Annotated in this window: 33 protein-coding genes; 28 read left to right on the top strand and 5 right to left on the bottom strand. The window is 38.6% G+C overall.

The genetic code is table 11. From position 1 onward, the window contains the following. Positions 1-9: 9 nt before the first annotated feature. The 11 genes from MHH37_RS15835 to MHH37_RS15785 are packed head-to-tail and all read left to right on the top strand — an operon-like array spanning position 10 to position 4,609. On the top strand, positions 10-180 hold the full coding sequence (locus MHH37_RS15835) for a hypothetical protein (protein WP_342573742.1): 171 nt from the start codon (positions 10-12) through the stop codon (positions 178-180). A 13-nt stretch (positions 181-193) separates the two neighbouring features. After that, positions 194-478 carry a hypothetical protein gene (locus tag MHH37_RS15830; RefSeq protein WP_342573741.1) on the top strand — a complete coding sequence of 95 codons (285 nt, stop codon included), beginning with the start codon at positions 194-196 and terminating at the stop codon, positions 476-478. 14 nt (positions 479-492) lie between these two features. Next, positions 493-1,305 (top strand): DnaD domain protein, encoded by an 813-nt coding sequence (locus MHH37_RS15825; protein WP_342573740.1) that lies wholly within the window; start codon positions 493-495, stop codon positions 1,303-1,305. Beyond that, positions 1,214-2,161 carry an ATP-binding protein gene (locus tag MHH37_RS15820; RefSeq protein WP_342573739.1) on the top strand — a complete coding sequence of 316 codons (948 nt, stop codon included), beginning with the start codon at positions 1,214-1,216 and terminating at the stop codon, positions 2,159-2,161. The genes MHH37_RS15825 and MHH37_RS15820 overlap by 92 nt, the downstream gene beginning before the upstream one ends. Positions 2,162-2,193: 32 nt before the next feature. Beyond that, positions 2,194-2,580: a hypothetical protein gene (locus MHH37_RS15815; protein ID WP_342573738.1), complete on the top strand. Its 387-nt coding sequence runs from the start codon at positions 2,194-2,196 to the stop codon at positions 2,578-2,580. Further along, a complete protein-coding gene (locus MHH37_RS15810) occupies positions 2,577-2,984 on the top strand; it encodes a hypothetical protein (protein WP_342573737.1) in 408 nt (135 codons plus the stop codon). Before MHH37_RS15815 ends, MHH37_RS15810 begins: the two co-directional genes overlap by 4 nt. After that, entirely contained in the window at positions 2,981-3,202 is a 222-nt protein-coding gene (locus tag MHH37_RS15805) for a hypothetical protein (RefSeq protein WP_342573736.1), read from the top strand. The genes MHH37_RS15810 and MHH37_RS15805 overlap by 4 nt, the downstream gene beginning before the upstream one ends. A gap of 15 nt (positions 3,203-3,217) precedes the next feature. Next, positions 3,218-3,610: a molecular chaperone gene (locus MHH37_RS15800; RefSeq protein ID WP_342573735.1), complete on the top strand. Its 393-nt coding sequence runs from the start codon at positions 3,218-3,220 to the stop codon at positions 3,608-3,610. A gap of 2 nt (positions 3,611-3,612) precedes the next feature. Beyond that, positions 3,613-4,245: a dUTP diphosphatase gene (locus MHH37_RS15795; protein ID WP_342573734.1), complete on the top strand. Its 633-nt coding sequence runs from the start codon at positions 3,613-3,615 to the stop codon at positions 4,243-4,245. Further along, positions 4,245-4,439: a hypothetical protein gene (locus tag MHH37_RS15790; protein WP_342573733.1), complete on the top strand. Its 195-nt coding sequence runs from the start codon at positions 4,245-4,247 to the stop codon at positions 4,437-4,439. The genes MHH37_RS15795 and MHH37_RS15790 overlap by 1 nt, the downstream gene beginning before the upstream one ends. Next, entirely contained in the window at positions 4,436-4,609 is a 174-nt protein-coding gene (locus tag MHH37_RS15785) for a DUF6011 domain-containing protein (protein WP_342573732.1), read from the top strand. The genes MHH37_RS15790 and MHH37_RS15785 overlap by 4 nt, the downstream gene beginning before the upstream one ends. 27 nt (positions 4,610-4,636) lie before the next feature. Here MHH37_RS15785 and MHH37_RS15780 read toward each other — a convergent pair whose 3' ends face one another. Further along, positions 4,637-4,894, bottom strand: coding sequence for a hypothetical protein (locus MHH37_RS15780; protein WP_342573731.1), 258 nt, complete (start codon positions 4,892-4,894; stop codon positions 4,637-4,639). Between the two features lie 86 nt (positions 4,895-4,980). Here MHH37_RS15780 and MHH37_RS15775 point away from each other — a divergent pair, with 86 nt between their 5' ends. Beyond that, positions 4,981-5,397 (top strand): RusA family crossover junction endodeoxyribonuclease, encoded by a 417-nt coding sequence (locus tag MHH37_RS15775; protein ID WP_342573730.1) that lies wholly within the window; start codon positions 4,981-4,983, stop codon positions 5,395-5,397. Positions 5,398-5,517: 120 nt separating this feature from the next. Here MHH37_RS15775 and MHH37_RS15770 read toward each other — a convergent pair whose 3' ends face one another. The 3 genes from MHH37_RS15770 to MHH37_RS15760 all read right to left on the bottom strand — a co-directional run bounded on the left by MHH37_RS15770 (position 5,518) and on the right by MHH37_RS15760 (position 7,130). Beyond that, positions 5,518-5,877 (bottom strand): nuclear transport factor 2 family protein, encoded by a 360-nt coding sequence (locus MHH37_RS15770; protein ID WP_342573729.1) that lies wholly within the window; start codon positions 5,875-5,877, stop codon positions 5,518-5,520. Positions 5,878-6,322: 445 nt separating this feature from the next. After that, positions 6,323-6,682 carry an MmcQ/YjbR family DNA-binding protein gene (locus MHH37_RS15765; RefSeq protein WP_342573728.1) on the bottom strand — a complete coding sequence of 120 codons (360 nt, stop codon included), beginning with the start codon at positions 6,680-6,682 and terminating at the stop codon, positions 6,323-6,325. Between the two features lie 208 nt (positions 6,683-6,890). Further along, positions 6,891-7,130 (bottom strand): hypothetical protein, encoded by a 240-nt coding sequence (locus MHH37_RS15760; RefSeq protein ID WP_342573727.1) that lies wholly within the window; start codon positions 7,128-7,130, stop codon positions 6,891-6,893. Positions 7,131-7,255: 125 nt separating this feature from the next. Here MHH37_RS15760 and MHH37_RS15755 point away from each other — a divergent pair, with 125 nt between their 5' ends. After that, the gene (locus MHH37_RS15755; protein ID WP_342573726.1) at positions 7,256-7,789 is read left to right on the top strand and encodes a sigma factor-like helix-turn-helix DNA-binding protein; all 534 of its coding nucleotides are present in this window, start codon (positions 7,256-7,258) and stop codon (positions 7,787-7,789) included. Between the two features lie 109 nt (positions 7,790-7,898). On the opposite strand, the gene MHH37_RS15750 is transcribed toward MHH37_RS15755, so the two are convergent. Next, the gene (locus MHH37_RS15750) at positions 7,899-8,084 is read right to left on the bottom strand and encodes a hypothetical protein (protein WP_342573725.1); all 186 of its coding nucleotides are present in this window, start codon (positions 8,082-8,084) and stop codon (positions 7,899-7,901) included. 675 nt (positions 8,085-8,759) lie between these two features. On the opposite strand from MHH37_RS15750, the gene MHH37_RS15745 reads away from it, so the two are divergent. The 15 genes from MHH37_RS15745 (at position 8,760) to MHH37_RS15675 (ending at position 18,578) form a co-directional block, all read left to right on the top strand. Further along, the gene (locus MHH37_RS15745; RefSeq protein ID WP_342573724.1) at positions 8,760-9,158 is read left to right on the top strand and encodes a hypothetical protein; all 399 of its coding nucleotides are present in this window, start codon (positions 8,760-8,762) and stop codon (positions 9,156-9,158) included. A gap of 131 nt (positions 9,159-9,289) precedes the next feature. Continuing rightward, a complete protein-coding gene (locus tag MHH37_RS15740) occupies positions 9,290-9,619 on the top strand; it encodes a YjcQ family protein (protein ID WP_342573723.1) in 330 nt (109 codons plus the stop codon). 70 nt (positions 9,620-9,689) lie between these two features. Beyond that, positions 9,690-10,541, top strand: coding sequence for a terminase small subunit (locus MHH37_RS15735; RefSeq protein ID WP_342573722.1), 852 nt, complete (start codon positions 9,690-9,692; stop codon positions 10,539-10,541). Beyond that, the gene (locus MHH37_RS15730) at positions 10,538-11,743 is read left to right on the top strand and encodes a PBSX family phage terminase large subunit (RefSeq protein ID WP_342573721.1); all 1,206 of its coding nucleotides are present in this window, start codon (positions 10,538-10,540) and stop codon (positions 11,741-11,743) included. Before MHH37_RS15735 ends, MHH37_RS15730 begins: the two co-directional genes overlap by 4 nt. Positions 11,744-11,747: 4 nt before the next feature. Further along, positions 11,748-13,157, top strand: a complete 1,410-nt coding sequence (locus MHH37_RS15725) for a phage portal protein (protein ID WP_342573720.1) — start codon at positions 11,748-11,750, stop codon at positions 13,155-13,157. After that, positions 13,114-14,442 (top strand): DUF6883 domain-containing protein, encoded by a 1,329-nt coding sequence (locus MHH37_RS15720; protein WP_342573719.1) that lies wholly within the window; start codon positions 13,114-13,116, stop codon positions 14,440-14,442. The genes MHH37_RS15725 and MHH37_RS15720 overlap by 44 nt, the downstream gene beginning before the upstream one ends. Beyond that, positions 14,435-14,611: a hypothetical protein gene (locus tag MHH37_RS15715; protein WP_342573718.1), complete on the top strand. Its 177-nt coding sequence runs from the start codon at positions 14,435-14,437 to the stop codon at positions 14,609-14,611. Before MHH37_RS15720 ends, MHH37_RS15715 begins: the two co-directional genes overlap by 8 nt. Before the next feature lie 141 nt (positions 14,612-14,752). Beyond that, positions 14,753-14,941: a ribosomal-processing cysteine protease Prp gene (locus tag MHH37_RS15710; RefSeq protein WP_342573717.1), complete on the top strand. Its 189-nt coding sequence runs from the start codon at positions 14,753-14,755 to the stop codon at positions 14,939-14,941. Between the two features lie 28 nt (positions 14,942-14,969). After that, a complete protein-coding gene (locus tag MHH37_RS15705) occupies positions 14,970-15,608 on the top strand; it encodes a DUF4355 domain-containing protein (protein WP_342573716.1) in 639 nt (212 codons plus the stop codon). Positions 15,609-15,632: 24 nt separating this feature from the next. Next, entirely contained in the window at positions 15,633-16,592 is a 960-nt protein-coding gene (locus MHH37_RS15700) for a phage major capsid protein (protein WP_342573715.1), read from the top strand. Between the two features lie 55 nt (positions 16,593-16,647). Then, positions 16,648-16,950 carry a hypothetical protein gene (locus MHH37_RS15695; RefSeq protein WP_342573714.1) on the top strand — a complete coding sequence of 101 codons (303 nt, stop codon included), beginning with the start codon at positions 16,648-16,650 and terminating at the stop codon, positions 16,948-16,950. Then, positions 16,904-17,266, top strand: coding sequence for a phage head-tail connector protein (locus tag MHH37_RS15690; protein ID WP_342573713.1), 363 nt, complete (start codon positions 16,904-16,906; stop codon positions 17,264-17,266). Before MHH37_RS15695 ends, MHH37_RS15690 begins: the two co-directional genes overlap by 47 nt. Then, positions 17,253-17,765: a hypothetical protein gene (locus MHH37_RS15685; RefSeq protein WP_342573712.1), complete on the top strand. Its 513-nt coding sequence runs from the start codon at positions 17,253-17,255 to the stop codon at positions 17,763-17,765. The genes MHH37_RS15690 and MHH37_RS15685 overlap by 14 nt, the downstream gene beginning before the upstream one ends. Positions 17,766-17,767: 2 nt before the next feature. Beyond that, on the top strand, positions 17,768-18,106 hold the full coding sequence (locus tag MHH37_RS15680) for a hypothetical protein (RefSeq protein WP_342573711.1): 339 nt from the start codon (positions 17,768-17,770) through the stop codon (positions 18,104-18,106). Continuing rightward, positions 18,099-18,578, top strand: a complete 480-nt coding sequence (locus MHH37_RS15675) for a hypothetical protein (protein ID WP_342573710.1) — start codon at positions 18,099-18,101, stop codon at positions 18,576-18,578. Before MHH37_RS15680 ends, MHH37_RS15675 begins: the two co-directional genes overlap by 8 nt.

Below are 18,578 nucleotides of genomic sequence, written 5' to 3'. Positions count from 1 at the left end.
GTCAGGGCAATGACTCAATCAAAAGTAAACCGTGAAGTGATATACGCCAACAGCATGTATGCGTTGAACGAGCGCATCAAATTTAAAACGAATATCGGTTGGCAATTAGTGGGTGAAATCAGACAGGGTTTGGATGGACGTTACGGCTGTTTGATAGAACGAGAGATTAGATTTAACTAGGAGGGCTAGGGCAATGGCTGAACAGTATTATTTAATGTCCATTAAGTGGACAAAAGGGGACAACATCGTCTGGTGGGGACCTAACGATAGCGGTTATACAGATGACATAGAAAATGCAGGTGTTTACAGTGCAGAACAAATAAAACAACGAAGTATCTATTATTCAAATCAAGGTGTAATGCCTGTTGCAGTTGCGAAGGTACAACAAGCAAATAAACGCATTACTATTTCGAACGACTCTAAAGCAGTCGAATTATTTGGAATTCATGAGCATCTAAAAACTGCTCCGGAATATTAAGGAGGCTCAGGGCAATGGGCATCGTGAGGGTAGCTAAGAATAGCAACTATGTAGTAATGAATCGGACAGCATTAAATGATAAACGGCTATCTTGGAAAGCTAAAGGCATCATGGCATACCTGCTTTCCATGCCGGATGATTGGGTGTTTTACATGGAAGAACTGCAAAGCCATTCAACAGATGGCAAAGCATCATTCCAGTCGGGTTTTAAAGAATTAAAAGATTGTGGGTATGTAGAACGCCTTCCAGTAAAAGACGACGAAACCGGAAAAATTACTCATTGGGAGACAGTTGTTCACGAAATACCAATTGATACAAAACCACATACCGAAAAACCAGTGAGTGGAAAATCCATTGACTGGAAAACCACTAGTATGGAAAACCATGAGGTGGACAATCAGCCACTACTAAGTACTGATATTAACCAAGTATTGAATAAACCAAATACTGATAAAAAAGAAGAAGAAAAAGGCTCTCCAAATCCTTTCATCTTCTACCAAGAAAATGGGTTTGGTGTGCTGAGCAGTTATGTATCAGACAAGCTCAATAACTGGATTGATGATTTATCGGAAGAACATGTTATTTACGCTATGCAGATTGCAGTTGAGAACAATTCAATCCGCTGGAACTACGTTGAAAAGATTTTAAAAGACTGGTTTAACCGTAACTTAAAAACAATGGAAGCAGTACATGCAGCACGTGCGCAATTTGAAGCACAGAAAGGTGGTAAGCCAAATGGAAGCATTCCAAGACAACAAGGCTCTTCAAGAGTTGATGCAGAGGAGCGACTTCGCCAACAGACTGAACGCCTCAAAGACTTCTTATAGCCAGATGGGGATTCAGCTGCAAACGGTTCCTAATGAGAAATGTGCTTTTGCTGAATGTGACGGAAGTGGAGTATTGCACTATATTAACTGGACAAAAAAAGCAGATGCCATCGAAAATCCTACGAAATATTACATGAAAGACCATGAAATTGAGTGGACGGAAAAATGTAAATGCGTAGATCAATCGGAATTTGAACGTAAGGTAACTTCGTCAGGCATTCCTGTTAAGTACAGCAAAGCCAAAGTACATGGTTTCGGAATAGATTGTTATAAAAAGTCTGAAAGTCAAACAGCTGCACGTATTGCCAAGCAAATGGCCATTAATTATGTAGAAAAATATGAGGAGCTTTTATCCTTCAAGAAAAACGGACTCTATTTGTATAGCACCACAAAAGGCAGTGGAAAAACTCGATTAGCCAGTAGCATTGCAAATGGCTTAATCAAATTGCATAAACAAAGTGTGCTTTTCTTAAAAGCTACAGACATTTCGCCACAGGTGCGGAAAACGTACAAAAAAGATTCTGAGAGTACCGAGGAAGATGTACTTCGAGCTTTCCGGAATGTGGATGTATTAATCATCGATGATTTAGCCGTGAGCACAGAAAAGGATTTTACCGAGGATTTAATTGGACGCATTTTAGATTATCGCATGGACAAGGGTGCTGTAACCATCATTACATCCAACAAAACTATCGATGAATTGAAAGAACATTTTCCTAAAGGTATTATCGCCAGTCGAGTGAAGAAAATGTGTTACGAAGTACTGATGCCGGAAGAATCCGTTCGAGATGAAGAAGCTGAACAAGAGAACCGTGAATTTGAAAATCTATTATTCGGAAAGAATGAGGGCGCTTAGGCGCTCTCGATTGGAGGACAAGCATGGAAAGAATGAAACTCACGCCAGCTCAAATTGACGCTATTAACGACGCACTTAGTCATTACGGCGATGCTGATCATTTAATCAACATGCATCGACGCATTATAGATAACGGATGCGAGTGGTCGGAGTGGAATGCTCTTAATGAGTTATCGGTTACTACTTTAAGTCATGCGCTTAAATATGGTTGTGAGGTAGACCAGGAACCAAAAACGGCTATTCGAACAGTTAACATTGCACCGCTACCAAAGGAATCGGACAAGCTAGTGCTTGAACTGGAATTAGATTATGAGCTTGCTAGTTTATATGATGCCATGCAGCAGGGAGACCAGGAGGAAATTTCACGTTGCAAGCAGCGGTTAGCTGAAATACACAAGGAATTGGAGTCGAGCAAATGAACATTCACACAGCCTATACCATTTACAACAACGGCATTCAGACAGTCGAGCCACAGCTGGCCGAGGCTATTGATCGTATTATTGATGATAAAAATAAGCAGTTAGAGAAACTGGACAAGGTCGAATTGGCCGAGGTGAAAGCACGTATTGAGATAGAGGCCGGTGAGGGATATTTAACTGCTTTATTAAAAAAGCGTATTCATCAAAATTATGATTTACAAGATGAAAATGAAAATTTACGTGGGGCACTTCAGGAATACGCTGCAAAAGAAAATTACGAACGTGTAGCAAATGAACCGGATATTTGTGAGGCGGGTTTTTCTCATCCGACATGGGAACCGTCTTGGATTGAATTAGATAATGGCGAGACAGCACGCAAAGCATTGGCAGGTGAATCAAAATGAAACCAACATTAATCGGATACGGTGGTCCAGCACCACTAGCAGTGATTTTCTGGAGGGAACCAGGAAAAGATGAAGCATCATACAAAACAGTCTGCTACGACGAACAGGACGTAATGAATATGTACAAGCGTCATACTACAGATGGGGATTTTTATAACAAATTAGTGCCGAGTGTGCAGATGGTGAATGGGAAAGAGCCAATGCAGCAGGTGGCATAAGGGGAGGAAACGAGAATGAATCTAGCATTCTTAAAAATAGACCGAATAATCGAAAATCAAGGTCATAAAATCATCGAAATTCCAGCTGGAGGCATTCAATTTGAGTGCCGAGGAAATATGATTCAATCCATCGATCCTGTACAGCTTGAAATGAATCATATGGGAATCTTCCATAACACAATGCGATATATGAATTTCGCAGTTTATACGGATCAATCATTGTTTGCATCAGGACAGCTTATGTATGAGTCAGTGTTTAGTGTGGTAGCTCATGAGGAAGTGCAGCAAGCCATCTATAAAGAGATAGCCAAGCGTTGCAAGGTTGTGCCGATGTACAAGCCGGTTAATGAGAGAGAGTTATTCGCTAGAGAATATGAAGCTGCTTACGAGCTGTTAATGGGGGTGTAGGGATGAATTTACAAAAACTATTTGAAACACAACGAGTGTTGGATGAACACATTTACGATAAACATCCGGAGCTACGAGGTCAAAACAATCTGGACTGGAAGATCCTTGCGCTACAAGTTGAATTAGGTGAATGTGCGAATGAATGGCGTGGGTTTAAGAAGTGGAGTAATGACCAGGAGCCACGTACTTATGTACCGAATCCTAATGATCTATGCAAAGCGTGTAAGGGACAGGGTTACACAAATAAACACTTAGACATCAAGCAATGGAAGTTTTGCAAAGAGTGCGATGGTTGCGGTGCTCATTTTCACAATCCTTTGTTAGAAGAATACGTAGACTGCTTGCATTTTATCCTGAGTATTGGGTTGGAAATGGAAATGCAATTTGAAGAAGCGTTGATTTGGGATTTTGAGAATACTCAAGACGTTATAAATCTGTTCCATGAAGTTATAGCTCAAACAGCAGATTTATTCTGGGATTGCAAAAATAAATATGAAACAGTCGGGACTTACAAAGCGGTATTAAACCACTTTATCAAATTGGGTGAAGAGTTAGGCTTCGATTGGGAACAAGTAGAATCGGCTTACTTCGCTAAAAACCGAATCAACCACGAACGTCAGGAGAGTGGTTACTAATGCAACAAGTGGACATTGAAAATGCACCATTAACCATTTTAATCAGTATCGACGGCCAAGTTCATTTAACGGCATATAAGAAAGAACAGTATGAAGCTTTATCGCCACTATTAAAAATGGGGATGCAAAATGTGATTCCTACTAAGGTGACACAAAGTGAATTAAATAAGCTTCTAAGAGGTGAAAATCTATGAAACTATGCGGACGCTGCAACAGGCAGTTAAAAACTAGTAAAAGCATGGAGCTAGGGTTTGGTCCAGTTTGCTACAGAAAACATCAGCAGGAGCTGGCAGATGCAGAGTTTGTTAGGAATCAGGTTACGATTGACGAAATAATGGATGGTGCGGTACGTCGAGCTAGTTAAGCGAAAGGGTGTAAGAGGAAAAAGCGCCTAAACTACATAGGCGCTAACAATTACAGTGGCAACTACAAATAACAAGGTAATTTTTCCTGCTCCTGTACTTAAAAATGCAAATAGTAGTTTTTGTGCTTTGCCAAGTGTGAAACCGATTAAGATGGCAATACCACAAATAAGAAGTAGTGGGGTAACATCTCTAATATTTTCGAAAGTGAACAGAACTTTGAAAATATCAAATACCAATGAAAAAGCTACTTTAAATCCTTCAACTAGAAATTCGAATTGATCCATATTTTCACCACCTTTTTTTATACTACGAAACGATTTGATAAAAGTTTCATTTTTTAATAGATTTGTAATTATTTGGAGGTATAGCGATGATTCAATTCACAATTCCAGGTGCGACTCAGGCTCAAGAAAGGCCTAAATTCAGTCGAGCCGGTAAAGGTGTTAAAGCAGTAGACCCACCAAAGTCACGTGCATATAAAGAAGTGGTCAAGCTTGTAGCATGGCAAAATAAGCCACAGATGCTAATTTTAGAGCCGTTACGGTTAGAAGTGGATGTTTATCTCATGCCACCGAAAAAGTATCATACGAAGCCAAAACTGGCGCTTATTGCATCAGGTGAATTACGACCGACCACAAAGCCGGACTTAGATAATTTAGTGAAGGGCATAAAGGACGGCTGCAGTAAAATCATTTGGCATGATGATGCACAAATCGTGGAGATGGTGGTCCGTAAATTTTATGACATGCAGCCAAGGGCAGAAGTAAAAATAAAGGTGATTGCTTGAAAAGGTTCGGATTTTTGTAGATTGGCTGGTTTATTTAGTTGATCGGATTATTAAGTAATTGAACCAAAATGTGTAGTAACTTAAAAAGACGCCTTATTATAAAACGTCTTTTTCTAGAAACTATTTGGGCAAGGGGCTTAAATGTTCGTGAATAAGGAGCCATTCATCAGATTCCTTAACAAAAACATTGGTTGCCCTGCCGTAGCCTTGTGAATATTTTTCATTAATAAATCCTTCATAGAAATATGTATAAGTACAAGTTGCAGAATTACTTCCCTGAAATAGCCATTGTACATCTTGTGCTTCATAATTTTCATTTTTAACTATTGACCAAGCGGCTTCAAAATATGCCTGTATTTCTTCGTGATTGGTACAACTTTTATCTGAGAAGAAATAAACAGCATTAGGATGAAGAATTTTTCTAACTTCCTCAAAATTATGAGTATTTGTTCCCTTGATGTAATTATTTAATACATCCAATATAATCACTCCTATTGTTATTTTTGGAATTAATTGTAACACAAAAATAATTAGGAAATGAAATCGTTATAACGCACTACGAACAAAATGTTGAGGAGATGATTTTATGAATTGAGTAGCGATCAAAGTAACTTTAGAAAAAGAAATTTGGTTAGATAAAGATATTTGGGAAAGCTTTGGAGAGCAGTTACCTAGTGATATAGAGGATTTAGAAATGTTAGAAGATGAAAAAATATTGTCCACCATTGAGCTGAAAAGCGCTGAATTTGTGGCTGAGTGGGACCCAACAAAATACGGTTCAGCTTAATTGGATTTTAAAAACTTTAGTAGGCAGAGCAGCCTACTAAAGTTACCATGCCGTGTGATAGCAGTGTAAACAAAGTTTAATTTATTTATAACAAATAGCCAGAAAAAAAGACTCAAGCGAAAGCTCAAGTCGGCAAAACTATTTTGGATTAATTTGGTTTTGCACTTTCTTTGTTAGTTTTTCGAAAACTAGTTGGTATGAATGCAAAATTAGATTTTCTATCTGATCATTGGTTAATTCTGAATCAAAATAAATAGAGTTCCAGTGTGTCTTATTCATATAATAACCAGGAATAACTCCTTGATAGGTTTCTCGTAACTCATCAGCACGAGCAGGGTCGCATTTTAAAGTTATGATAGGCTTTCTTTCAGCGTCTCCTCCCATCATTGCAAACATCTTACCGCCAACATGATAACGATCTGCTTGCCAGTCTACTTGGTAATCATGTGTCGTTCCGGGTAGTGTGAGACAAAAAGATTGAAGTTTAGATTTTTCCATTTAACAGGCTCCTTTTTTAAAATACGAATCTACATCGATTACATTTATTATAATCAACAAATTAATAATTTCACTAATATTGTTTTGAATATTTCGACTTTAATTAAATGAAAGAAATTGAAAAATATGTACAAAAAAGACCGAAGTTATTACACTTCAGTCAGCAAAACTATACGAGCTCATTATAGCACGTGTGTTTTGTATAAACCTAAAAAATCGAACGGAAGAATTCATAGAATCCTATATTCATTGGAATGGCCCATATAAAGAAACCAATTAAAGCAATCGGACCAATGAAGAAATTAAAAATTTTGTTAGGTAAAAGCTTCACGAACAAAATTCTATAAAGTGCCACACAAAGTACCATAACTACAGGGAGTAATAACATTGGCGGGATGAAATAAAGCAAATCTGCACCAATAGTTAACCCGGTAAATATATCTAACATTCTATCACCTCAATATGTATTGATGTAAATTTGACCATAAAAAACCGCAGCACTCGCCATGCTACGGTTTCCTCTACTGCGTAATTTACCCATCTAAGTAAATTATAGCATAAGGGGGCAATCTTATGTATTTTCCGGAATTATTAGAGGAGTACAAGCAGTTGTTGCAACAAATGAAGGGCGAGGGCGTGACAAGCGGTGAAATGTTCCGTGAAGTCAAACAGGCAATTGAATGGATGGAAACAGGTTATGACCCTGCAGAGTATCGGGCAGCTACTCGAGTGGACGCATTTCCGATGGATCCGTACCATATGCAGAGTTATATGGCTTATGCCAATAACGATTATGAAATGTTGGATAGTATGGCCAACTTGCAGAACTATATTGAATCGCATCAGGACGAACAGCGTTTTAGAGCAGACTTGCGAAAAGCTGAGGAAAATAAGAAAAAGGTGAATTGTGCGTTAAAAGGGTTAACAGCAGATGAAAAAGCGGTGTTTGTGGCAATTGAAGCCGAGAGCTTGCCATTTAGTAAGGTTGCTAGGATGCTAGATATTAGCAAAAGCACGGTGCAGAGTTATTACAGCCGGGCTAAGCGTAAAATTCATACAAATATTACTCGTGGTACGCAAGAGAGTTTGTTTGATGATATTGCTTAGGATTGAACCAAAATGTTCAGTTCAGAAGGGGTGCGAGGTGAATAAGTCACATCTTGGTATTAGGTTTAAAAAAAGGGCACTTACAAGTGCCCGCAAATAAATATGGTTATTAATGTTTATCGTCAATGTCATTTGTCATTTTGCCAAAAGAAGTAAAAATTTCTTCTACTTCTTTACTGATTTCATCTACTGTGTTATTGATTTCATCAATTGATTCGTCGATTGTTTCTGATTGAGGATGATTTTTATCAATCTTACCAATAATAATATTTTTCCATAGGAAATTTTTTTTCATTACCATCGCCTCCTAAAAGGGAGTATAAAATATAACGCTAAGTGAGTTTCAAGAAATTTATTTTCATACGATAAATGTTTTTTAGAAAGGCTAAGGAGATGGACTTAATCTAGTTACTGAACACTTCGAACAAATTGTGAAGTAAAGAGATAATGATTTTTGGCTATACTGTCATAAACAACAAGCGGGAGGCCCTCAATGATATTACTTAAAGTGTTAGGCATATACATTTTAATTTTTGGTCTATTAGTGTTAGGAATTTTTATAGCAAGTGATTTCAACTTCTAATGAATTATTTGAACAAATTTTTGCCATACGATTACCCTATATATGAAGCACTTATTTTTACCACAAATTAAAAATGAGAGGCTACAGTATTCAAATAAATAGTTTTACCGAGGAGCACAGATAATTGTGCTCCTTTTTCTATACATAAAAATGGGGGTGAGCGTTATGATGACGACTTTGAAATGTGAGAAGTGTGATAGACCGGCTCAGTTAAAGAAGCAGGCTACGGGACGGACAAGGAATGGACTTTTGAATGTGAAGAAGGTGTATGAACGCGTTTGTCCTTGTGGTGGTGCAATTATGCCTTTGATGGAGTAGGTCTATGTAAATGAAAAATATATGAAAGTATCTTTAGTTTTGGTATATTATGGAGTGGAGGTGATAAGGATGAATGGATGGAAAGAGAGAATTCAAAAAGAAATTAACCAGAAAATTTTTAATATAGAGTTAGCAAACCCAGATAAATTTAAAGAATACTTAAGAACAAAATTATTAGAATTATTTAGAGATGAAAGTAACTATAATCTAGTTGGACTTTATGAGTCGGATGCTGGTATGGAATTAAGAGTGCTTAATAGAATCTTTAAAGTAGAGTTTGTAAATGAAACGACTATGAATATTCATGTAGGCGTTTCAACAAATTTAGTTTTTTTAGGAGAAATAAGTATTTCGCTAAATAAAGATGTTGGAGTTTACTTTAGGGAGTATAACACTTTTGGATTAAGTGAAAATAAGCTAATGTTTACAGAAGATTTATTGGACAGAATACTAAGTAAATCATTCTAGAACTAGTGAAATCGCATTATTATATGCGATTTTTTTATTTGACTAAGCAATTAGCATAATGAGGTGATAGTAAAATCATATTAAGGAATTACCTCCCATTTTTCTGTATGATGGGGTGGGGGGTGAGAAAGATGAGCAAAGACACTTATGATGTTGTATTAGCAATATTAAAATATATTGAAGAATCTTTAGACGATCCAAGGATTGATTTTTCTAAAGTTAATCCAGAAGCTCTAGGGGTATCCGAACCAAGGTACAATCGAATTATCGCTATGATGTTGGACGAAGATTTGATTACAGGATTAACTGAGGTTAATTGGTCGGAGCAAGAATATCCAGAATATAAAGCAATAAATCCTAATATCACTATGTATGGTTTAGAATATATTCAACAAAATAAACCTTCTGCAAAAGCGTATGCTATTTTAAAAGAGATTAAAGAATGGATACCTGGTATGTAGGTTTGCTAGAAAGTCATGTCTAAAGGGCATGGCTTTTTATTTTGAAATTCGGAGGTGGTGTTGATGAAATATGATTAACTGGGAAGAAATTAAACATGAATATGAAACAACTAAAATTACATTGGCAAAGCTTGCTGAAATGCATGATATACCGTTGGGAACTATCAAGAGCCAGAAGAGCCGTGATACTAAAAACGGCAACCCTTGGGTACGAGATTGCACGAAAAAGGATGCAACCAAAAGCGAGAAGGTTGCAACCATAAAACAGGATGCAAAACAAAGAAAGAAAGCCGTTGAATCAGAAGATGTTGTCGAGTTTGAAAATGACAGCTTCACTGATAAGCAACGGCTTTTTATTGCATATTACGTAAAGTGTTGGAATGCTACAAAGGCGTATCAGAAAGCGTATGAGTGCAGTCGTACAGTTGCATTAGTGAATGGTCCAAGGTTGCTAGGAAATGCTAGGATTAAAGCCGAGGTCATCCGTGTGCGTGACGAACTAACTCAGGAGGCTTTGCTCGATAAGCGTACACTCATTCAAAAATGGATTGATATAGCCTTTGCAGATATTACCGACTATGTTCAGTTTGGAACAGAAACAGTGGAAACCTTAGATGATATGGGCAAACCGATTGAATATAAAGTCAGCTACACACATTTGAATGATTCCAATGAGCTTGACGGGACGCTTATTACCGAAGTAAAAAAGGGTAAGGACGGCATCACGATTAAATTAGCTGATAAGATGAAAGCGCTCGAGTTCTTATCAAAACATATGGACTTATTGAATGAGCGTGAAGTAAAGCAATTACAGGCTGAGAAACTTAAAATCGAAATCAACAAGATTAAAAACCCTGATACCAATACACAGGAATCAGAAATTGCTAAGATGCTACGCCGGATGGCTGGTGATGCTACATGACCGAACTGACAAAAAAGCAAATGGAAGTTATGGATTCGTTTATTAAAGAACAACCGAAAATCATGGTCGCCAGTGGTGCGAAACGGGCAGGGAAAACATTCGTGTTTATTCTGCTTTTTTTAATGCACATCGCGAAGTACGAAGGGCAAGGACTTTCCTTCATTATCGGTGGAGCAACTCAAGCAAGTATACGCCGTAACATCTTAGATGATATGGAAGCGATTCTCGGGAAAGAATTGAAGCTCAATAAATCGAATGCCATTACGGTATTTGGCAATAAGGTTTACTGCTTCGATGGTGCTCAATCCGATTCATGGAAAAAAGCGCGTGGATTTACAGCGGCAGGCGCATTGTTGAATGAGGGGACTGCACTGCATGATATGTTTGTGAAGGAAGTCATTTCCCGCTGTTCTTATCAAGGAGCAAGAGTTCTAATTGATACAAACCCGGAAAACCCAGCTCACAGCGTTAAAAAGGATTACATTGATAAAGACGGGCAAGTATTGAAAAATGGACGTGCCAATATTCGAGCGTTTCATTTCACATTATTCGATAACGACCGATTAGATCCCGAATATGTAGAATCCATTGTTGCGAGTACACCGTCAGGCATGTTTACAGACCGTGATATTCATGGGCAATGGGTAGCTGCAGAAGGAATTATTTATAAAGATTTTAATAAAAATGTTCACTATATTTCATCTGAGGAGTTTGCTGAGAAAAACATTGTCGGTTATTTTGCAGGCGTGGACTGGGGTTATGAGCACCACGGCTCCATTGTTGTGTTAGCAGAGGATGATAAAGGCGATCTATTCCTTTGCGAAGAACATGCACATCAGCATAAAGAAATTGACGATTGGGTTGTTATTGCAAAAGATGTGAAAGAACGCTATGGCAATATTAATTTCTATTGTGATACTGCACGTCCCGAGCACGTTCAGCGCTTCCGTCGTGAGCGATTACGTGCTTTGGATGCTAGAAAAGCAGTTGTAGCAGGAATAGAAGCAGTTGCCAGACGCTTTAAACTTCGTAAATTGTATATTGTAGAAGATAGAATAAAACGCTTTGATGAAGAAATTTATATGTACGCTTGGAATGATAAAACAGGAGAGCCGGTAAAGGTATTTGACGATGTACTTGATGCATTACGCTATGCTCTTTACACGCACTATTACAAACAGATTATTACAGGGAGGATGTGAGCCGATGAATACGCAAAAGTATGTGCGTCAGTTTCGTGAGAAAGGTGCTGATACTGCATTAATACAAAAAGTTATTGATGAACATAAGGACGATGCAGAACGTCGCTTAAAGATGTATGGACGATACAAAGCTGATATTGATGCTGTCCCTATTTTAACGCGTGAAGCTGCTAGTTATGAGGATTTCGAAACAGGTTCTATTAAGCGTATTGACGATAAGGTAAATAACCGATTAAACAATAGCTTTGATGCTGAAATCGTAGACACAAAGGTTGGTTATATGTTCGGCCATCCTATCAATTATGAGGTAGATCAGGCAGAACGAGAGAATTTGGAATCACTTAAGTCTGAAATCGATACCTTTAAATTGCGAAATAATACAGATGACAAGGATAGTGAGTGGGGTAAAAAGTCCGCAATCTGTGGCTACGGTGCTCGCTTAGCCTATATTGATTATGAGGGTAAAGAACGCATTGCCAATATTGACCCTTGGGAAACCGTCATCATTTCTAGTACCGATTACACCGAACCAGAGTTTGCTATCCGTTATTTTGATATTGATGATAACAAGATGCGCGTCGAATTTTACGATCGCGCTTTTTATTATGTCTTTGAATCGGGTGCAAATGGGTTAACTCTAATCGAGAAGAAACAACATACCTTCGAATATTGCCCGTTATATGGTTTACCGAATAATGAGGAATTAATGGCCGATGCTGAACGGGTATTTAGTTTAATCGATGCATATAATCGAACGCTCTCTGATGCTAGTAACGAGATTGAAAGCAATAGACTGGCTTATTTAGTTATGCGAGGTATCGGTATGGATGATGAAGGGGAGCGACAACTGCATAGATCAGGTCGGATGGAATTGTTTGATAAAGATGACGATGTGTACTACTTAACCAAAGATGTTAATGACAGTCTTATCGAGCACCATTTGGATCGCTTAGAAGAAAACATTATGCGTTTAGCTAAATCCGTTAACTTTAGTGATGAAGCTTTTGGCGGTAACGTTACAGGTGTAGCGCTCGAATTTAAACTCATGTCCTTAGAAAACAAATGCATTACGATGGAACGCAAAATGGTAGCAGCACTGCGTTATCAATTCAAGGTACTATGTAGCGCCTGGGCCAAGAAAGGTATATGTGATAAAGAGGACTATTTGAAGTTGTGGTTTGAATTTAAACGCAATATTCCAGTGAACATTAAAGAAAAAGTGGATGCTGCTGTTGCAATGCTTGCAATTACTTCGCACAAGACGGCACTTGCTACGCTTCCGAATGTTGATGATGTTGAGTATGAAATGGAACAACGTGAGCTGGAGCGTGACGCAATTCCACCGTTAATGGATGAGGGCGGTGAGAATAATGGATTTAGAAAAGTACAGCAAGAAACTGGATCAGTGGAGTAATAAACAACTGTCGTCCACAGAAAACAGTATTCGGCTATTTTATCGCAATCTCATTAAAGATGTTCTTGCAGAATTAGGAGCCATTTATGAGAAATATGAAGTAGATGGAAAACTGACATACGCTGAAATGATGAAATTTGACCGTTTAAAGAAGTTTACCGAATCAATGAGTCAACATATCAATACCATGTCTAAAACCACCCAGACGAGCTTCTATGCGCTTCTATCCACTCATTATGTTTATTCCTATGAATGGATGTCTTGGGCGATAGAAAAGGAAGCTCGAGTGAATATGCAATATCGGTCATTAAAGGCTGACCAAATTAAGCAAGCCATAGACAATCCGGTGAAAGGTTTAACCCTTGCAGCAACGCTCGAAAAGAATCGACGCGACATTATTTATAAAATTAATCAAAATGTTACGCAGAATCTTGTGCGTGGAACCACTTATAAAGAGATGGCCAATAATCTTACCGAAACGTTTCAAGGTGATTATGAGAAATCTATTCGTATTGCACGAACTGAAACACACCGAGTGCGGGAAGCAGGTACATTAGACAGCGTACAAAATGCTAACAAGCGTGGCGTAGTTATGATGAAAAAATGGGTGAACATGAAAGACAGCCGTGTTCGTAAAACTTCAAAAGCTAATCATGTGAAAATGGACCAAGTGAAGATTCCGGTTGATGATTTATTTGACCTTGGGAAAGGCGAAAAGACATCTGCTCCTGGTAACAGCGGCTATGCACATCATGATATTAATTGCCGTTGCTTCTTGGTTTATGAGATAGATCGTGTAGAAGGGCAAACGAATGACCAGCTGGCTGAACAAACATTTGAGGATTACAAAAAAGCACTTGAACCAATCGTAGAAATGGGGAAAGTAAGCGTTCCGTTTGAGAAACGGGCTCAAAACGTCATTCCAAACCTAAAGGAAGCAAATTTCATTGATCAAAAGCTTACTTTATATGCGCTGAATAAAAATCATCCTCACGGAGGTCCTAAAGCTGTATTATTTGATGATTTATTAGGTTATAATCAAAGTAACTGGCAGGATTTGAAGCAAAACATTATGAAGAATTTACCGGATGCTTATACTACTCCTAAAGGTCACAATGGTCATGGTGAATCTTTTGAATCCATTATGAATATAACTGGTCCCTCGAATAGAAGTGGTTATATTTTAACAAGCTGGATTGTAAAGGATAATACAGACACCCCTTCTTTAACAACTGTATATGTCATCGATGAAAAGAAAGCGAAAAAGAAAATGGAGGATGAATAAATTGATTGAAGCAAAAGAATATGATGTAGTGTTAACTCACTCAGGAATAGAAGCGACAATCGTTGAAAAGTATGAATCCGAGCCATTATATTACGCTCAGCGATTAGATGACGATGAACTAATTACCCTGAAAAGTGACGAAATCAAAAAAATTATATACAAAGCGTAAAACACTCAACCATTCAAAAAGGTCGAGTGTTTTTATTTTGCCATACAAATACCCAATTATAGGAGGGATGTTTCAGTAATTAAATAATGCTTATATCTTGCACTTGTTGGCTCGTACAATGAGGGCGGAAAGGTGGCTTACATGGCTACAAAAATTAAAGTTACAACTAATCAGGACGGCTACATGAAGATTGAAGCAGAAGGGCATACCGATTCAAAGGTTTGTGCTGCAGTTTCTACTCTTTTGCAGTCGTCTGTTCGTTTTCTGCAAGATTTAGAGGAACAATTTCCTCATGAATTATCAGTACAAATAATCGAAAAGGACAAGTAGGCTTGAACTGCTTGGCTAGGAGGACAATATGAAACAGTTTAAAAAACGATTATCCGTTAATATTTCTCAGTTCGATGGTGAGCTAACATTTGAACAGGTGCAGACTTACTTAGAGGCTAACAAGGAAAATGCAGAGGTGCAGGCATACTACAAAACGAATGTTGTGACACCTGATGCGGTGAAAACATTCCTTGATACATCCGAAGGTAAAAAAGTGCTTCAACCTAAACTAGATGCATATTTCACTAAGGGTCTTGAAACGTGGAAAACAAATAACCTTGATGCATTAGTGGATGAAGAGGTTAAAAAGCGCAATCCAGATGAAACACCTGAGCAAAAGCGCATTCGTGAGCTGGAAGAAAAGATTTCAAAAGGTGAGAAAGCTCAAAAGTTAGCCCAATTGAAAGCCACTGCATTGGCTCATGCTACGAAGCAAGGATTAGATAGCGCATTTGCTAGTAAATATATCGAACGTTTCTTAGGAGACGATGAAACGGCTACAACGGCATTACTTGACGAATTGAAAACGGATTTGGATGGAATCGTTAAGACTCAAGTAGATGCCAAATTTAAAGAAAATGGACGCGATATTGAACATAGCACTAAAGGTGGCGGATCTGCTATTGATGTGAGCGCTATCGCTGAAGAAGTATCGCTACGAAAATAACAAACTTATTGGAGGAATATTCATATGCAAACAATTAAAAAACGTTTATCAGTAAATATCGGTCAATTCGAAACGTTTAACCCGGCTAATGTTTTATTAGCGAATGCTCGTACAGGATCAATCCCGACAGAAACAGGTACGCTTGTTTTAAAAGAAGTCATGGGAAGCTCGGCCGTTATGCAACTGGCTAAATATGAGCCGATGAACACATTAAAGAAAACATTTACTTACCTAGCTGATGGACCAGGTGCTTACTGGATAGGGGAAGCAGAGAAGATTCAAACTTCGAAAGCTACTTGGTTAACTGCTGAAATGGAAGCAAAAAAACTAGGGGTAATCATCCCGGTATCAAAAGAATTTTTAAAATTCACGGTTCAAGATTTCTTCACTCAAGTCCGTCCAATGATCGCCGAGGCATTCTATAAAAAGTTTGACCAAGCTGCATTGTTTGGAAACGGCACACCATATGCAACAGGCGTATCTGTCTGGGAAAAGGTTGTAGCATCAGGTCAAACAGTGGAACAAAGTACAAATGCTAACCTTTACCTAGATTTCAACGATGTTATTGCATTATTAGAAGATGCTGATCATGATTTTAACGGATTAACTACAACAAAGTCATTCCGCAAAGATTTACGTGGTGCAGTAGATAACAACAACTTACCAATTTTCAACGATACAACAGGTAATGTTGCCTCTCAAGTGCTTGGACAACCAATTGCATACGCACCAAAAGGTTCATTCGATACAACAAAAGCGTTAGCGTTAGCTGGTGATTGGGATATGGCTCGTTACGGTATTTTACAAAACATTGAATACGCTGTTTCAGAAGATGCTACATTATCGACAATTACAGACGCTAACGGCGATCCAATCAATTTATTCGAACGTGATATGTTTGCGCTACGAGCGACGATGCATATTGGTTTCATGACGTTGAAGGATGATGCGTTTGCTGCATTAGTACCAACAACAGGTGTTTAATAAGAGTGGGCTTATAGCTCGCTCTTTAATTTTTTAATTGAAAGGAGCATGCAACATGCCAAAATACGAATATAAAGGTCGCGTTATTAACGCCACTGAAAAAGCATACGAAATTTTATACAAAGGCCGAGGATTTAAACCATACGAGGAAAAGGCACCTGTCGATTTCAGTACTTTAGATGCTACTGAATTGGATGAATACAAGGTTGCTGATCTCAAGAAATATTTAGATGACAAGAACATTAAATATAAATCCAGTGATAATAAAGACGATTTGATTACTTTAATTATTGTGGGTGAAGGTGATCCTGATGGAGCTAACGGAACTGAAGATCCTGCTGCAACTGCCGGAGAGTGAAACGAGCAACGATGCATACCTTGAAATGAAATTAGGCGAAGCCATTGATTGGGTGGTCAGAGTATGCGGGCAATCCTTCCTAGTAAATGACAAGCTGATGCTACCTAGAGTAGCGAAAGGTGTTGTCGCTCAATATGTTGCTTTTGAATTACAAGGGAATCATGGTATTAAATCTGAATCGATTGCCGGCATGTCTCAAACATTTGATTCAATAAATGAGCGTGATAGCGCACTAATCAGTAAGTTATCACAAGCAAGGCTACGGAAAATGCGCTTCACTCCTTACAAGAGGGGGTACAATTATGGCACGTATTAAGGTAACTGTTCGTGATAATAACCGCATCCCAGAAATCATTGCCGATCTGCAAAAGATGAATCAGAAGAAAGCTAAGGTCGGCTATCAGGCAGGTTCTGAACTAGAAATGATAGCTGGCGTCCACGAATACGGCGCCCGTATCAAAGTGACCGACAAAATGAGGGGCTATTTGGCTTCTCAGGGTCTCCATTTGCGTGCAGAAACAACCCACATTGTTATCCCGGAACGCTCGTTTTTGCGCACCGGTGCAGACAAGCATGCGAAAGACGTCCAAAGGAAAGCCGATGAGTTTATTGCCGATGTCATTGCCGGGCATGTGTCAGTTGAAACCTTTTATGAAATGCTGGCATTGGAGTTGCGAGGGAAAATCCAAGAACATGCTCGTGATTTAGATAACCCTGTCAATCATCCATTTACAGTCGGCAGAAAGAAAGGTTCCAACAATCCTTTAGTGGATAGTGGTGAATTAATTGGCAAGATGGAGGTTGAGGTGGATTGAGTATGTATAATTTTGCTCGTTTAATTAAAAAATACTGCCGTCCTACTATTTTGCACGGTATGGCTACAGATGGCGCATGGGTAAACGGTAAACCGGTGAAGGGGGAACCAACACAGGAAGTAATTTCACTTGCTGTTATTCCTTTTGACATTAAAACCATTGCACAATTGGGTGGGGCCGTTACAAGTGCCGATGCACAAATTTACAGCCTGAGAGCATTAAACCATGGCGATAAAATCGAGCAGGACGGTCATAAGTATACCGTTGATACAAGCGCTAATTTTAAGCCGTATGGAGACTTTTATCGCTATGTAGCTAAAGGGGTGAGTTCGTTTGATTAAGTACGATGATTGGTGGATTCCATTGCAAAATGGTTTATCCAGTTACATTGCTCAAAATGTCATACAAGCCGAAACAACAGGTGAACAGCCCCCTTATCCTTTTATTGCGATTAAACAAACTTCCCCGGCTATCGGTATAGGGCAGCCTTCAATTTCAACTGACAATGGCACACAGACCATGGAACAGGATTATGAAATGGTTTTGTCATTAACAGCTCACAGTGATGCGATAGAAAGCACCACGGACTTAGCTAACAAAGCCCGGAATTATTTCCTGGGCAAAGGGACAATTGAATTATCAGATGCTTACATCGCTATTGTGGACGTTTTACCGGCTACGAATAGGGATGTTTTTTTAACGATTGAATATGAGCGCCGAATCGGTTTTGATGTCCGATTACGAGTGCGCGATACAGAAACTTACAATATTGATGTGATTGAACAAGTCACATTCAATCATAAGGAGGAATAA

This window comes from Solibacillus sp. FSL K6-1781 (assembly GCF_038630735.1).
GTDB classification, from domain to species: domain Bacteria; phylum Bacillota; class Bacilli; order Bacillales_A; family Planococcaceae; genus Solibacillus; species Solibacillus silvestris.
The sequence above is the reverse complement of the archived record's forward strand: the minus strand, read 5'-3'. Positions and strand labels throughout refer to the sequence as shown.

Excerpts from the sequence above, each read along its gene's own strand:
- MHH37_RS15710 (WP_342573717.1), top strand. The coding sequence starts at position 14,753 with ATGGCTACAAAAATTAAAGTTACAACTAATCAGGACGGCTACATGAAG.
- MHH37_RS15685 (WP_342573712.1), top strand. The coding sequence starts at position 17,253 with ATGGCACGTATTAAGGTAACTGTTCGTGATAATAACCGCATCCCAGAA.
- MHH37_RS15815 (WP_342573738.1), top strand. The coding sequence starts at position 2,194 with ATGAAACTCACGCCAGCTCAAATTGACGCTATTAACGACGCACTTAGT.
- MHH37_RS15700 (WP_342573715.1), top strand. The coding sequence starts at position 15,633 with ATGCAAACAATTAAAAAACGTTTATCAGTAAATATCGGTCAATTCGAA.
- MHH37_RS15790 (WP_342573733.1), top strand. The coding sequence starts at position 4,245 with ATGCAACAAGTGGACATTGAAAATGCACCATTAACCATTTTAATCAGT.
- MHH37_RS15745 (WP_342573724.1), top strand. The coding sequence starts at position 8,760 with ATGAATGGATGGAAAGAGAGAATTCAAAAAGAAATTAACCAGAAAATT.
- MHH37_RS15750 (WP_342573725.1), bottom strand. The coding sequence starts at position 8,084 with ATGAAAAAAAATTTCCTATGGAAAAATATTATTATTGGTAAGATTGAT.
- MHH37_RS15765 (WP_342573728.1), bottom strand. The coding sequence starts at position 6,682 with ATGGAAAAATCTAAACTTCAATCTTTTTGTCTCACACTACCCGGAACG.
- MHH37_RS15690 (WP_342573713.1), top strand. The coding sequence starts at position 16,904 with ATGGAGCTAACGGAACTGAAGATCCTGCTGCAACTGCCGGAGAGTGAA.
- MHH37_RS15735 (WP_342573722.1), top strand. The coding sequence starts at position 9,690 with ATGATTAACTGGGAAGAAATTAAACATGAATATGAAACAACTAAAATT.
- MHH37_RS15720 (WP_342573719.1), top strand. The coding sequence starts at position 13,114 with ATGGATTTAGAAAAGTACAGCAAGAAACTGGATCAGTGGAGTAATAAA.
- MHH37_RS15695 (WP_342573714.1), top strand. The coding sequence starts at position 16,648 with ATGCCAAAATACGAATATAAAGGTCGCGTTATTAACGCCACTGAAAAA.
- MHH37_RS15830 (WP_342573741.1), top strand. The coding sequence starts at position 194 with ATGGCTGAACAGTATTATTTAATGTCCATTAAGTGGACAAAAGGGGAC.
- MHH37_RS15680 (WP_342573711.1), top strand. The coding sequence starts at position 17,768 with ATGTATAATTTTGCTCGTTTAATTAAAAAATACTGCCGTCCTACTATT.
- MHH37_RS15730 (WP_342573721.1), top strand. The coding sequence starts at position 10,538 with ATGACCGAACTGACAAAAAAGCAAATGGAAGTTATGGATTCGTTTATT.
- MHH37_RS15715 (WP_342573718.1), top strand. The coding sequence starts at position 14,435 with ATGAATAAATTGATTGAAGCAAAAGAATATGATGTAGTGTTAACTCAC.
- MHH37_RS15820 (WP_342573739.1), top strand. The coding sequence starts at position 1,214 with ATGGAAGCATTCCAAGACAACAAGGCTCTTCAAGAGTTGATGCAGAGG.
- MHH37_RS15760 (WP_342573727.1), bottom strand. The coding sequence starts at position 7,130 with ATGTTAGATATATTTACCGGGTTAACTATTGGTGCAGATTTGCTTTAT.
- MHH37_RS15795 (WP_342573734.1), top strand. The coding sequence starts at position 3,613 with ATGAATTTACAAAAACTATTTGAAACACAACGAGTGTTGGATGAACAC.
- MHH37_RS15725 (WP_342573720.1), top strand. The coding sequence starts at position 11,748 with ATGAATACGCAAAAGTATGTGCGTCAGTTTCGTGAGAAAGGTGCTGAT.
- MHH37_RS15835 (WP_342573742.1), top strand. The coding sequence starts at position 10 with ATGACTCAATCAAAAGTAAACCGTGAAGTGATATACGCCAACAGCATG.
- MHH37_RS15805 (WP_342573736.1), top strand. The coding sequence starts at position 2,981 with ATGAAACCAACATTAATCGGATACGGTGGTCCAGCACCACTAGCAGTG.
- MHH37_RS15775 (WP_342573730.1), top strand. The coding sequence starts at position 4,981 with ATGATTCAATTCACAATTCCAGGTGCGACTCAGGCTCAAGAAAGGCCT.
- MHH37_RS15740 (WP_342573723.1), top strand. The coding sequence starts at position 9,290 with ATGAGCAAAGACACTTATGATGTTGTATTAGCAATATTAAAATATATT.
- MHH37_RS15780 (WP_342573731.1), bottom strand. The coding sequence starts at position 4,894 with ATGGATCAATTCGAATTTCTAGTTGAAGGATTTAAAGTAGCTTTTTCA.
- MHH37_RS15705 (WP_342573716.1), top strand. The coding sequence starts at position 14,970 with ATGAAACAGTTTAAAAAACGATTATCCGTTAATATTTCTCAGTTCGAT.
- MHH37_RS15755 (WP_342573726.1), top strand. The coding sequence starts at position 7,256 with ATGTATTTTCCGGAATTATTAGAGGAGTACAAGCAGTTGTTGCAACAA.
- MHH37_RS15810 (WP_342573737.1), top strand. The coding sequence starts at position 2,577 with ATGAACATTCACACAGCCTATACCATTTACAACAACGGCATTCAGACA.
- MHH37_RS15800 (WP_342573735.1), top strand. The coding sequence starts at position 3,218 with ATGAATCTAGCATTCTTAAAAATAGACCGAATAATCGAAAATCAAGGT.
- MHH37_RS15825 (WP_342573740.1), top strand. The coding sequence starts at position 493 with ATGGGCATCGTGAGGGTAGCTAAGAATAGCAACTATGTAGTAATGAAT.
- MHH37_RS15785 (WP_342573732.1), top strand. The coding sequence starts at position 4,436 with ATGAAACTATGCGGACGCTGCAACAGGCAGTTAAAAACTAGTAAAAGC.